Here is a 13648-nt window from a genome sequence, read left to right as displayed (position 1 = left end):
CAGACGAATTGACCTGCGCCACCGCTGCCACAGCAGAAAATGCTGTAGCAGCCTGAAAAAAACGCGTGCCGTACCGTCTATGCCCCCACGGGATGATTTCATCGACTGCGGCGTACGCGTAGCATCAATCTACCCGTCGACCGGAATCGACCTGAATCGGCCGTATGTGTGCCGCCACGCCGCCGCATCGGCGACCCGACTTCGCCTCATAGAGAGGCACCCCAAAGGAGCAAGCCCAATGTCTCTCGCCTTGACTCGCCATGACCTGATTCGCCCGCAAAACCTGATCGACGGCAAGTGGATCGACGCCGCCGACAGCGCCCGCTTTCCCGTCACCAACCCGGCCACCGGCGCATTGATCGTCGAAGTCGCGAACAGTGGCGCCCTGGACGCGCGCGCCGCCACGGACGCCGCAGCCCGCGCTTTCCCCGCATGGCGCGATAAGTTGCCGCGCGAACGCGCCGAGATTCTGCGCCGCTGGCACGCATTGATCGTCGCCAATACGGAAGACCTCGCGAGACTGATGTCGACGGAGCAAGGCAAACCGCTCGCGGAAAGCCGGGGCGAAGTCGCCTACGGTGCCTCGTACGTCGCCTGGTTCGCCGACGAGGCAACGCGCATTTACGGCGATCTGATCCCGCAGCAACAGCGCGGCAAACGCATGAGCGCGGTGAAGGAACCGGTCGGCGTGATCGCGGCGATCACGCCGTGGAACTTCCCGCTGGCCATGATCGCGCGCAAGATCGCGCCCGCGCTCGCCGCCGGTTGCACGGTCGTGGCCAAACCCGCGGAAGACACCCCGCTCACCGCGCTCGCGCTGGCAGCGCTCGCCCAGGAGGCAGGCTTGCCGGACGGTGTGCTGAACATGCTGTCGGCTTCGCGTGAACAGGGCATTGCGGCGGTCGCCGATTGGCTCGCCGACGCGCGTGTGCGCAAGATCACCTTCACGGGCTCCACGCCCGTCGGCAAGCATCTTGCGCGCGAATCGGCGGGCACGCTGAAAAAACTGTCGCTGGAATTAGGCGGCAACGCGCCCTTCATCGTATTCGACGACGCCGATCTCGACGCCGCTGTCACCGGTCTGATGGCCGCCAAATTCCGCAACGGCGGCCAGACCTGCGTGTGCCCGAACCGGGTTTATGTGCAATCCGGCGTGTACGCGCGTTTCGCCGATCTGCTCGCGAACCGTGTTGCCGCGCTGAAGGTTGCACCCGCAACCGATCCAGAAGCGCAGATCGGTCCGATGATCAACGAACGCGCGATCGACAAGATCGCCCGCCATGTCGAAGACGCCGTTAAACACGGCGCGACAGTGCTGACAGGCGGCAAGCGCCTGACCGAACTCGGCCCGAATTACTATGCGCCGACCGTGCTGGCCGATGCGCAGGACAACATGCTCGTGTGCTGCGAAGAAACCTTTGGCCCGGTCGCACCGCTGTTCCGCTTTGACGACGAAGCCGAAGCGATCCGCCTCGCGAACGACACGCCGTTCGGCCTCGCTGCGTACTTCTACACGCAGGACGTGCGGCGCATTCATCGCGTCGCGGCTCAGCTCGAAGCGGGTGTGATCGGCATCAACGAAGGCGCCGTGTCAAGCGAAGCCGCGCCATTCGGCGGTGTGAAGGAATCGGGTTACGGCCGCGAAGGTTCGAAGTACGGGCTCGACGATTACATGTCGATCAAATACATGTGCCAGGGCGGTCTGGATTGACAGGCTTCTGATATCGCGTCACGAGATCGGCCCTGCTGGTAAGGCGGCAGTCGATCTCCCCCATCTCCCTCCTCCAGTCGATCAAAGTCCCGTAGCAGCCGAACGCCGGCGCATCGAAGCCGGTGAGCCGCACGTCAATCTCCATCAGTTGTCCCCAGGATGAAACCGCGGTGCGGGAGTGTGATGACCACCCCCAGTACGCCGCCGTTCGCTCCTTCGTCATGCATCCCATTCATGACGCTCATTTTTGTCCCTAATTTGACCGGGTTTTCTCGCGGCCCTATGGTTCGGCCATGCCTGCCGGATTCGTAGCGCCGCTCCAGTCGATCAGCATGACCAGGACGCGGACCCCTCAACATCGTGACCTTCCCCATGCCATGAACGCCGACGCGACCGCCGCTCTCTCTCCCCTGCCTACTGCTCTGCCCACCAGCAAGGTTCGTCGCGCGGTGACGACCGCCGTGCTCGGCCAGATCCTCGAATGGTATGACTTCTTTCTCTATGGAACCGCCGCCGCACTGGTGTTCGGCAAGCTGTTCTTTCCGGTCGGCAGCGATCCGCTGACGGGCACGATCGCAGCGTTCGGCGGCTTTACGGTGGGCTTCATCGCGCGGCCCATTGGCGGCGTGCTGTGCGGCCATATCGGCGACCGTTACGGGCGCAAGACCGTCATGATGCTGACGCTGCTGGTAATGGGCACCGCCACCGTCTGCATGGGTCTTCTGCCGACCTACCAGCAAATCGGCATCGCGGCGCCCGTCCTGCTCGTGCTGCTGCGTATCCTGCAGGGCCTCGCAGCAGGCGGTGAATGGAGCGGCAGCATCCTGCTGATTCACGAAAGCGCGCCTGCCTCGAAACGCGGCGGTCTGGCGGCATGGAGTCCATGCGGCGCGGCTTTCGGCTTCGTGCTCTCGACCGCTGCATTCCTGTTCGCGCAAACGCTGTCGCCCGCGGATTTCCACAGCTGGGGCTGGCGTGTGCCATTCCTCTGCAGCGCCGTGCTGGTGGCGCTGGGTCTATGGATGCGCCGCTCTGTCGACGAAAGCGCGGAGTTCGCCGAAGTGAAGGCCACGCGCCGCGACAGCCGCATGCCGATCGTCGAGGTGCTGCGTCAATGTCCCCGCGAAGTGCTGACCGTATTCGGCCTGCGCTTCGGCGAAGGCGCCGCGTCCTACATCTTCTTCGCGTTCTCGATCGCCTATAGCCAGTTCGTCGGCATCAAATCAAGCTGGGTGCTCGGTGGCTTGACCGTGTCGATGCTGCTGATGATCCCCGTTTCGCTGCTGATGGGACGACTCACCGACAAAATCGGCCGCAAGCCCGTCTATCTCGCCGGCGCAATCGCGATGGTGCTGGTCGCGTATCCGTACTTCACGTTGCTCGGTTCCGGCGTGCTGTGGAAAGTCATCACGGCACTCGTGCTCGCCAACAGCATCACGCTCGGCATTCTCGAGGGCGCACAACCCGCCTTCATCAGCGAACTGCTGCCGGTCCATCTGCGCTTCTCGGGTCTGGGCATCGGCCGCGAAATCTCCTCGGTACTCGGCGGCGGACTCTCGCCAATGATCGCGACCGCCTTGCTCGCCCATTACCGCAGCGCCGCGCCCGTCGCCATCTACCTCGTCGTACTCGGCCTGATTACCGTGCTTGCGACGTGTCTCGCACCCGAAACCTTCCCCAAAGCGCTGCGGCTTCAGGCGCACCGCAAAGAGCAGGACCACACCTGACGCGCAGTCGACGTCGCGTCCTCAACCCCTCATTCATTTCCCAGCGCTGTCATCATGCAAAGCCTTCAAAGCAACAGTCTTTCGACGTACGCCTACGAACCTCGCGCGATCGATCACGCGGATCCTTATCCTGAGTACGCAGGCCCCATTCCGCTCGACGCGTTGATCGTCGAGATCGAGCGCCGCCGTGACGAATTCGATCAGGTGTCGCATGTTCCGCGCGACATGGTTGCCAAGATGAAGCGTGCGGGGATTTTCCGCGCGAGCACGCCGCAGCGCTTCGGCGGCGACGCATTGCCGCCGTCGCAATTCCTGCGCATCCTGGAGCGCATTGCGATTGCCGACGGCTCGACCGCCTGGGTCGCGGCGTTCGGCTCCGCGAATACGTATCTCGCGTCACTGCCGGTCGAAACGCAGCAGCTTATTTACGCCAGCGGCCCGGACCAGGTCTTCTCGGGCGGCCTCTATCCGCTGCAGCCGGCCACCAGGGTGTCCGGCGGTTTCACGGTCAGCGGCCGATGGCACTTTGCCAGCGGCTGCAAAGGTGCCGACTGGATCGGTGTGGGGATCGGCGGCACGCCTGCCAGTTCGGGCGGTGCGGACGCCGGCAAGCCGTTCACCGCCGTATTTCCCGCTCATGAGGTGGAGATTGTCGAAAGCTGGAACGTCGTCGGCATGCAGGGCACCGGCAGCCACGACTTGCGGCTGCACGACAAATTCGTCGACGCACAATGGACGTTCGTACGCGGCGGCAAGCCGCTGATCGATGAACCGCTCTACCGTTATCCTGCCGTCGCCTATCAGGCGCAAGTGCATGCCGCCGTCAATATCGGCCTCGCGCGCGCGGCGCTCGATCTGCTGACCGGCATGTCCGGCTCGACCAGAACCACCACCGGCGCGCCGCGTCTCGCGGACCGCGCTTACTACCGCTCAGGTCTGGCGAAAGCCGAGGCCAACTGGCGCAGCGCCCGCGCGTTCTTCTACGAATCCGCTGAAACCGCATGGCACACGATCATCGCCGGCGACCTCGTCACGCAGGAACAGGCCAACCTGCTGCGTCTTAGCGCGACACACGCCGCGCAGGTCTGCGCCGAGGTCGTGATGCAGGCTTACCAGATGGCGGGGATCGCGGCGATCTATCGCGAGAACCGGTTGCAGCGTCTGGTGCGAGATTCGATTGTCGTGACCCAGCACGCGTTTCTTGGCGAAGGGACTTACGATGCATCGGGCGCGCTGTTCGCAGGCGTGCCGCCGGTCACGCCTTATCCCTGAGGCCTGAGGCCCCTGCTGCAACCCGCACGCCACCACCACGAGGCAGACAACGTGACGATCGAAGACACTCAAAAACGTTTCCGCGACGCCATGGCGTGCCTGCCGGCCGCCGTCAACGTCATCACCACGGACGGCCCAGGCGGCCGCTGCGGCATTACCGCGAGCGCCGTGTGTTCGGTCACTGACACGCCGCCGACCATGCTCGTTTGTATCAATCAGGCCAGCTACGCTCACGACATCCTTCATCGCAACCGCAACGTGTGCATCAATGTGCTCGCCGCCGAGTACCAGGACCTCGCGCGTGATTTTGCCGGCATGACAACGGCCTCGATGGACCAGCGGTTCGAACGTCACGCGTGGGCGAGCGGACAGACTTCAGTGCCCGTTCTCGCGGATGCGATTGCCAGTCTGGAAGGCGAAATCGTCGACATCAAGACGGTCGGCTCGCACTCCGTAATGTTCGTGCAGATCCGGCACATCGCGCTGCGATCCGACGGCGACGGGCTGATTTACTTCGGGCGGCAGTTTCATCGCCTGGCGCGCCCGGCAGCGGTAACGCCGCGCGCTCACGCGCATACGGCGAGGTAAGCGTGGAAGTCTGCTTCTTTCTTCTCGCCAACTGCGACGGCACGGGCAAAACGCAACCGCCTATCGACACGTCGTGGCTCGAAGCGGCATCGCGGGAAATACAGGGGTTGACGCGTTTCGTGATCCACCTGCCCGCGGAGTCGCCGGATGCCGATCCTCAGTTGAAGACCCACACGTCGGGCCCGCGCTGCGCGTTGCAATGGTATTTCGACGATCTCGGCTTACTCGAAACAGCGCTTCAAACCACCGGCGCGATACACGGAATCGTGGATCGCCTGACAAACGCGACCGAACTCGACCTCACGTTCGCGCAGCAAGCCATGGCAGTCAGGCCATTCGCCACGCCAAATCCCGGCGACGCCAACCCGCGTGCCGAGCGCTGCACCTACCTCGTCAGCTACGAAGGCGAAGCGGAAGACTTCAATACGTGGCTAACGCACTACCTCACTCATCATCCCCCGCTGATGGCGCAACTGCCCGGGATTCGCGAGCTGGAAATCTACACGCGGCTCGATTTCCGCTCCGGTCTGGCAATTGCGCGCGCCACCGCCATGCAGCGTAACAAGGTCGTCTTCGACAATGCCGAAGCGCTCGCCGCGGCATTGGCGTCGCCGGTCCGCACCCACATGAGGCAGGATTTCAACGCCTTTCCGCCATACAGCGGACCCACCCCGCATTTCCCTATGCGCAGCATTTACGGTAATCTGAAGCCGACATAAATGCCCCTCTTCGCCGCGCTCGGAACGTCATGACAAAGTCGCATCCCGGCATTACGGATTTGAACTTGCTGCGCGTATTTCTGGCCATTTCCGATCTGCGCAGCCTGACCGCCGCGGGCGAGCGACTCAATCTCACGCAACCAGCGGTCAGCCATGCACTGCGCCGACTGCGCGTGCTGTTCGACGACCCGCTGTTCGTCCGGACACCCACCGGCATGGTGCCCACCGACGCCGCCTTGCGCTTGCACGCGCCCCTCACGCAGGCGTTCGGGATCATCAACGTGGCGGTGCAGCAGCTCGCGAAATTCGACCCCGCCACCGCACAACGTGTCTTTCACGTTTCCATGTCGGACATGTCGGAGTTCTATTTTTTGCCGCCGCTGCTCACCATGCTCGAACAGAACGCGCGCGGCATCCGCATCGAGATCGCGAACTTCCCGGTCGACTCGGTCAGCGCGGCCATGCGCAGCGGCAAGATCGATCTGGCACTCGGCTACGTGCCGGGACTCGATCCGGGTTGCGTGAGCAAAACCCTCTTCGTCGACGAACATGTCTGCGTGGTGCGGGCGGGCCACCCGCTACGCAAACAGAAACCGACCAAGGAAGACCTCGCGGGCTTGCGCTACGTCTACGCCAGCACCAATGCAACCGGGCACAGAATGGTGGAGCAATGGCTGGAAGAACTGAATCTGCGCCGTGATATCGTCCTGCGCCTGCCGCATTTCGTGGTGGCGCCCGAGATCGTTCAGCATACCGATCTTGCCGTCATTTTCCCGAGGAGCATTGCGCAGCGCTTTAACCGCAACAAGGCGTTTCGCATTCTGCCGCTGCCGTTTTCCCTGCCGCCTATCGAGATTCAGGTCCATTCGCACTCGCAATTCTCGGCGGACCCGGGCATCGCATGGCTCCTCGATGTGATTTACACCCTATTCCATCGGCCGCCGGCCGACACCGGGACGAGACCTGTATGAATCTTCGGGCTTTGCAGTGCTTTGTGATTCTGGCGGAAGAGCTCAATTTCAGCCGCGCCGCCGAACGGCTGCATATCGCACAGCCGGCGCTGAGCCAGCAGATCCGCTCGCTTGAAGAACGGCTCGGCACGCAACTGGTCGATCGGGCGCGACGCCCGCTGAGTCTGACCGAAGCTGGTCACTATCTCTGCACGGAGGCGCGTCAGATACTGGGCTCGCTGGAACAGGCGACTCTCGCGACGCAGGAAATCGGTGTCGGCCGGCGCGGCTGGCTCAGCATCGGTTTCACGCGCTCGTCGATGTACAGCATCCTGCCGCCCGCGCTCAAGGCGTTTCACAACGCATTCCCAGAGGTCGAACTCAAGCTCTTCGAGTTGCTGACCGAAGAACAAACCGACGCGTTGCGCGACATGCGCATTCACATCGGCATCGGGCGGCAGCCGTTGGCGGTGGATGGCTGCACCTCCTATCCGCTGCTGCGCGAACGCGTCATGGTCGCGCTCGAACCGGGTCATCCGCTTGCCGCGCACAAGACGGTGCGGATTGCCGAGCTCGCCGACACGCCATTGATTCTGTATCCGAAGCATCAGAACGCGCAGTTCAAACGCTCGGTGCAGACGCTCTATCGCGATGCGGGCGTGACCCCGGTCGTCGCTCACCAGGCCTATGAAATTCAGACCGCGATCGCACTCGTGGCAGCGGGTCTGGGCGTCACCTTCATCGGCGAATCGGTTGCGCGGCACGGACGCACCGACGTCGTGTTCCGCCACCTCTCGGGACCCGGTTCGTCGTACCGATCGACGCTCGCGGCCACGTTTCGCACCGATGACGCGTCGCCCCATCTGCGTGCTTTTCTCACCTGCCTCCCCGCGCCGCTTGCTGACGCCGCACTATAAGCAAAAACCTATACAAGCATAAGCAAGCAATCTTGGACTCGCGCTCCAAGCGTTCTTATCATGAGGTTCCTGCTTCAGCCGCCGCCCGCTCATGAGCGCATCCGCCCATGCAAGCGCGAGCAACGGCCTCTGCAGTCCGCCGTCCAACGCGCGGCCAACGGGACACGGCCGGCGTTCGATCCGGCCGGCCATAAGAACGCAGCCACGGCGCCCGCCGTCGCAGCACGGTAGGAGACAGCATGACCTCATTCGACGAAACCGCAACCATGCGCAAAGTGTACGGGCGATTAATGCCCCTGCTCTTCGCGATGATGTTCTTCAACTATCTGGACCGGATCAATATCGGCTTTGCCGCGCTGGACATGAACAAGCAGCTCGGTTTCAGTCCGGCCGTATTCGGCTTCGCGGGCAGCATTTTCTTTTTCGGCTACATGCTGCTTGAGGTGCCGAGCAACCTGTTGCTGCATCGGGTCGGCGCGCGCCGCTGGATCGCGCGCATTCTGCTGACGTGGGGCGCGGTCGCGGCAGCCACCGCCTTTGTCTTCAACGATTCGAGCTTCTACGTCCTGCGCTTCCTGCTGGGTGTGATGGAAGCAGGTTTCTTGCCGGGCGTGGCGGTCTATCTGACCAAATGGTTTCCGCAGCGTTACCGGGCACGCGCGGTGGGCGGCTACATCATCGCCGGGTCGTTTTCGGCGGTGCTGGGCGGTCCGATCTCGACGACGTTGATGACCTACGCCAACGGCGTTCTCGGTTTGCAGGGATGGCAATGGATGTTCATCCTCGAAGGCCTCCCGGCAATCGCGCTCGGCCTGCTGACGCTGCGCATCATGACCGAACGTCCGGCCGACGCCACCTGGCTCTCCGACGACGAAAAACGCTGGCTCGAATCGACGCTCGACGCCGAACGCGAGACCGTCGGCGGCAACACGCATTTTCCGCTGCTGCGTGTGGCGAGTGACATTCGCGTATGGAGTCTCGCGTGTCTGTTCGGCTGCGCGCTGGTCGGCATTTATGGTCTGTTTCTGTGGTTGCCGCAGATCGTCAAGAGTCTCGGTCATCTGAACAACATCGAGGTCGGCTTTCTGTCCGCTGCGCCGCCGTTGCTCGGCGTGCTGGGCACCTTCCTGATCAGCCGCAGCTCCGACCGCACCGGCGACCGCAAGAAGCACCTCGCCTTCGTGTACGGCATGAGCGCGCTCGCGATTGCCGGCAGTGCGTACGCGCCGAATCCCGTGATCGCCTACGCGCTGCTGTGCCTCACCGGCTTGTTCATCTATGCGGGCAACCCGCTGTTCTGGAGTCTCGCGTCGTCGTTCAGAACCGGGGCCGCGGGCGCCGCGACGATTGCGCTGATCAACACCATCGCGCAGTTCGGTGGTCTGGTCGGTCCCTGGAGCATCGGGCTGGTACGCAATGCGACCGGCAACTTCAAGCTGGCCTTGCTGACCATCGCTGCGTTTCTGGTGGTCGCGACAATCATTGCCCTCGTGATGCGCGTCACGCCGGCAGAAGATGAAACCGCCTCGCTCGCGGCCGGCGACCCCGCTCCGCGCGCCTGAGGTAAGCATTCACAAGGACACCCAACGGGTTTTTCACATCATGATTATCGATTGCCACGGTCACTACACCACCTCGCCGCCGCAGCACGAGGCCTGGCGCGCACAGCAGATCGCCGCGCTGAAAGACGGCGGCTCGCCGCCACCGCGTCCCGTGATTACCGACGACGAAATTCGCCAGAGCATCGAAAGCGGCCAGATTCGCATCCAGCGCGAACGCGGCACCGACCTCACGATCTTTTCGCCGCGCGCCGCCGGCATGGGGCACCACCTCGCCACGGCCGAAGCGAACGCGGTCTGGTCGAGCGAATCCAACAACCTGATTCATCGCGTGGTTTCGCTGTTTCCGCGCAACTTCCTCGGAGTGTGCCAGTTGCCGCAGGCACCGGGCGTGGCCCCGGCCAATTGCATCGCCGAGTTGCGGCGTTGCGTGGAGGAGCTGGGTTTCGTCGGCTGCAATCTGAATCCCGACCCGTCCGGCGGACACTGGTCGGGGCTGCCGCTGACGGATCGCTCGTGGTATCCGCTCTATGAAGCGATGGTGGACCTCGACGTACCCGCGATGATTCACGTGTCGTCGTCGTGTAATCCGAATTTTCATGCGACGGGCGCGCATTACATCAACGGCGACACGTCTGCGTTCATGCAGTTGCTGCAGGGCGATCTGTTCGCCGATTTCCCAACGCTGCGTTTCATCATTCCGCACGGCGGGGGCGCCGTGCCTTATCACTGGGGTCGCTATCGCGGGCTCGCGCAGGACATGAAGCGGCCGCTGCTCAGCGAGTATCTGATGAAGAACGTGTTCTTCGATACCTGCGTGTACCACCAGCCCGGTGCCGAACTGCTCGCCAAAGTCATTCCGGTCGAGAACATTCTGTTCGCATCGGAAACCATCGGCGCGGTTCAGGGTATCGATCCGGAAACCGGCCACTACTACGACGACACGCGGCGCTATATCGACGCAATCGAATGGCTCAGTGCCGCGGATCGTCAACGTATCTACGAAGACAACGCTCGCGCGGTGTACGCGCGGCTGTCTCATCAACTCGAGCAGCAATTCGGCATACAAGGGGCAACAGCATGAATTCCGTAACGAATCCCATCGGCTGGCGCGAGTATGAATCCGCGCCGCAGGCCAATCCGGCAACGCTCGACGCATTGCGTGAACTGGCAGTTTCGCTGCTCAGCGACAACATGGCGCGTGCGAGCGGCATGGTCGGCTTGCGGCCGTATCACCAACCCCGGCCGATGGCCGGCACCGCGGTCACGGTCCACACCCGTCCCGGCGACAACCTCGCGATCCATCGCGCGTTCGATTTTTGCCGCCCGGGCGATGTGCTGGTAATCGACGGCGCCGGCGAACTGACCCAGGCGCTAATGGGCGAGATCATGGCCAGCTTCGCCGAAAGCCTGGGCGTCCAAGGCCTCGTGATAGATGGCGCGATTCGCGATGTCGGCGCGCTGCGTCAGCGCGATTTCCCCGTGTACGCGCGTGGCGTAACGCATCGCGGACCCTACAAGAACGGCCCGGGTGAGATTAACGTGCCGGTTACGGTCGGCGGGATGGTGGTTCATCCTGGCGATATCATCGTGGGCGATGAAGACGGTTTGCTCGCGATCTCGCCCGCCGACGTGGAAGCGGTGATCGAAGGCGCACGGCGGCAGCATGCGAAAGAAACGGCGGCGTTGGCGTCGATCGCCAATGGATCTTTCGACCGCTCATGGGTCGTGCCACAGCGCGACCGCATGATGAACAACTGACTTCACGTGCGGCGCCGGAGCAGGCATGATGCGGGGACAACCCACTTGCAACCCACTTGCAACCCACTTGCAACCCACTTGCAACCCACCCGCAACCCAGACGAAATTCATGGCGGAATATCTGAACGCTGCAACGCTTCTCGAACTCGCCCAACGTGCTGAGCAGGGCGCGACCGCACCCTGCGCGTGTACCAGAACACCGCTGGACGGCTGGCAATCGCAACCGCTTTCGCTCGACGAAACGCAGTTCAGGGAAATCGGCACACTCGCGCCGGAGGACGATCCGGAACCCACGTTCAGCGAATATCTGCCGGGCAAAACGAATTACTGGTCGGCCGATGCACCCATCGCGCCGCGCTACTTCCCGTATAACCGCTGTGCGGTCTGGCAGTGCACGTTGTGCAGCCGGCTTTATCTGCGCTACACGGAGGGCGGCGGTTACTTCGTCGATCGCAGGGTTCGCGCTGTACGCTCGGCGCTGATCGAAGACGTCGCGCTTCCTGAGTGATGCGCCTGGCCGTTCCCGCGGGATTGCACACCGCGGGGGTTCGGGTCATTGCGATGGCGACTTGAACACCAGGTTATCGATAAGATCGGTGATCGTCGAGTTCGCCGGTTGATCGATCTTCCAGAGAACCGGGATGGCGGCTTCGAACGTCGCCCGCCGGGCAGCAAAGGACAGGATTGTCTGAACCAGTGTTTGTAGCGTCTTGTTGTCGCCAATCGAAAGTTTTCCCAGAACGATAGGCAAGCCAATGTTCGCGCCACCTGCCGAACCTAGTATGAGCCCAGACTCGCCTGCGGCCCACGTTGCCGCTTTGCCGGACAGATAACCCAGAGCGTCAGCCTTCAATTTGGTCATGCCGCAGCCATACGGCACCAGCAGTGCCTGCCCACCGCCGGCTACATGATTGCTGGCAGCGTACACGGCAAAACTGGGTTCATTCGCGGTGCCCCCCGGATAATAGGCATTCCCTGACACGATTTCGAAAACCGAGTCGCCAGGGTTAAAAGGCGTAAGGCCGGCCCCGGGTAACCCCAGTGTTATCGTATCGACTTGAGCTGCCTTTTTATTCCCGGTGCCGCCGTCGTCATTTGGTGTCGTTATCATGTCGGCAATTGTGCCATTGCCGACATTTTTCCCAATAACCGCGGCGCTGATAAATCCAGTACCCGCCTTGGCCGACGTCAGTGTGAAACTCGTGCCGTTTACACTTCCAACCGTAATTCCGGCGGGAGCGCTGCTGGCAATCGCATCCTGAAGACCCGCCGCCATGACGGCAGCGCTGACCGGAACCGTTTTATTATTTTTGAATGAATAGGTTGTGCCGACCCATACCGGTGTCGCACTGAAAATATCATCGGCTATTGCTTCGAGAAACGCAGTGAGCGCCCCGCTCATTTCCTGGTCGGATACTGTTAATGACAAAGTTGGCTTCTGCAATTTCGTACCAAACCTGTCAACGAAATTCCCGTTGTAGTAGTACGACTCGTATTCCACTACGCGCTGCTGTCCTGTCCCATTTGGAGAAACCAGCGCATCAAGAAAGTCCTTGAAGTCACTACTACCGGTCAGGCTGCCGGTCGTTAATCTCTCCGGTTTCGTTTTATTCAACGCGTCAGCTATAAGGGCATGCGCCTGCACTACGTCGGTCTGAACGAGGTAGGCGGGCGACTCCCGAAGCTCCGGCGATAGAGGTTTCCCCACTTGCGCATCAAGCGGAGGGGTCTGGGTAACAAACCCATCGGTTGTGACCAGGGACTGGTAGACCATTAAATTCGCAACGTTATGCACGACCTTGTTTTTCTTAAGCGACTCAGGTAGAACGGCATCAAGATTGGCAAGGTTGGCTTGCGTAGTTTGAACATTGGCCTTTAGCGCATTCAGATGCGCTGAAGAAATTGATTGAACCTGTGCGACGCTCAGCGCCTGAATTTCCGGCAATGCATTGAGCGCATGTCTCTGCTCGGATCCGGCCGGGATTCCCATTATGCTGAATGAAGGTGGCGTGCAGGTTTTCGCACCTGCCTCCGTCGGCAGGACCTGCGGAACTTTAGTTAGCGGGTCGATGCTGCAGCCACTGAGACAGCCTGTGCCAATCAGTATGGCAAGGATCGGCCTGACACCCCATTTTAGCCTGCATTTTTCGTATATCATGGCATCCCCATAGCTATCGAATTAGCAAGTAAAAATCCGCCAATATCTCGCCTTAAATTACTTTCAAATAATTGACGCCCAAATGACACCCACCTGAAGGCAGTGATCAGGAATCAGGCTTTAAGCGGAAGTCTAGATTTAAATCCCCAGACTATCTGACGAATGGGGATTAAACGAGGATAGTTACGGAGGTGTTTTTTCATATCAGAGCTTACCCGATGGTGTACCCGACACCCGGGTTCCGCCTGCTGAGCCACACTTAAACACTGAAACATTGAGAACGCAG

Annotated in this window: 12 protein-coding genes; 11 read left to right on the top strand and 1 reads right to left on the bottom strand. The window is 61.7% G+C overall.

What is annotated here, in order from left to right; translation table 11 throughout:
* The first annotated feature begins 238 nt into the window (after positions 1-238).
* From BCY88_RS09020 to BCY88_RS08970, 11 genes are all read left to right on the top strand, one after another.
* The gene (locus BCY88_RS09020; protein WP_120343916.1) at positions 239-1711 is read left to right on the top strand and encodes an NAD-dependent succinate-semialdehyde dehydrogenase; all 1473 of its coding nucleotides are present in this window, start codon (positions 239-241) and stop codon (positions 1709-1711) included.
* 377 nt (positions 1712-2088) lie between these two features.
* On the top strand, positions 2089-3438 hold the full coding sequence (locus BCY88_RS09015; protein ID WP_120343915.1) for an MFS transporter: 1350 nt from the start codon (positions 2089-2091) through the stop codon (positions 3436-3438).
* Between the two features lie 54 nt (positions 3439-3492).
* Complete coding sequence (locus tag BCY88_RS09010) at positions 3493-4710, top strand: acyl-CoA dehydrogenase family protein (protein WP_120343914.1); 1218 nt, start codon at positions 3493-3495, stop codon at positions 4708-4710.
* A 90-nt stretch (positions 4711-4800) separates the two neighbouring features.
* Positions 4801-5298, top strand: a complete 498-nt coding sequence (locus BCY88_RS09005) for a flavin reductase (RefSeq protein ID WP_120343967.1) — start codon at positions 4801-4803, stop codon at positions 5296-5298.
* Between the two features lie 2 nt (positions 5299-5300).
* Positions 5301-6017, top strand: a complete 717-nt coding sequence (locus tag BCY88_RS09000; RefSeq protein WP_120343913.1) for an EthD family reductase — start codon at positions 5301-5303, stop codon at positions 6015-6017.
* A gap of 29 nt (positions 6018-6046) precedes the next feature.
* Positions 6047-6988: a LysR family transcriptional regulator gene (locus BCY88_RS08995; RefSeq protein WP_120343912.1), complete on the top strand. Its 942-nt coding sequence runs from the start codon at positions 6047-6049 to the stop codon at positions 6986-6988.
* Positions 6985-7884, top strand: coding sequence for a LysR family transcriptional regulator (locus tag BCY88_RS08990; protein ID WP_120343911.1), 900 nt, complete (start codon positions 6985-6987; stop codon positions 7882-7884). The genes BCY88_RS08995 and BCY88_RS08990 overlap by 4 nt, the downstream gene beginning before the upstream one ends.
* 239 nt (positions 7885-8123) lie before the next feature.
* A complete protein-coding gene (locus BCY88_RS08985) occupies positions 8124-9446 on the top strand; it encodes an MFS transporter (protein ID WP_120343910.1) in 1323 nt (440 codons plus the stop codon).
* A 40-nt stretch (positions 9447-9486) separates the two neighbouring features.
* Entirely contained in the window at positions 9487-10527 is a 1041-nt protein-coding gene (locus BCY88_RS08980; RefSeq protein ID WP_120343966.1) for an amidohydrolase family protein, read from the top strand.
* On the top strand, positions 10524-11204 hold the full coding sequence (locus BCY88_RS08975) for an RraA family protein (protein ID WP_120343909.1): 681 nt from the start codon (positions 10524-10526) through the stop codon (positions 11202-11204). The genes BCY88_RS08980 and BCY88_RS08975 overlap by 4 nt, the downstream gene beginning before the upstream one ends.
* Before the next feature lie 109 nt (positions 11205-11313).
* A complete protein-coding gene (locus BCY88_RS08970) occupies positions 11314-11712 on the top strand; it encodes a hypothetical protein (RefSeq protein ID WP_120343908.1) in 399 nt (132 codons plus the stop codon).
* Positions 11713-11757: 45 nt separating this feature from the next.
* Here BCY88_RS08970 and BCY88_RS08965 read toward each other — a convergent pair whose 3' ends face one another.
* The gene (locus tag BCY88_RS08965; protein ID WP_120343907.1) at positions 11758-13362 is read right to left on the bottom strand and encodes a hypothetical protein; all 1605 of its coding nucleotides are present in this window, start codon (positions 13360-13362) and stop codon (positions 11758-11760) included.
* Positions 13363-13648: the final 286 nt, after the last annotated feature.

This window comes from Paraburkholderia fungorum, assembly GCF_003610895.1.
GTDB lineage: Bacteria > Pseudomonadota > Gammaproteobacteria > Burkholderiales > Burkholderiaceae > Paraburkholderia > Paraburkholderia fungorum_B.
The sequence above is the reverse complement of the archived record's forward strand: the minus strand, read 5'-3'. Positions and strand labels throughout refer to the sequence as shown.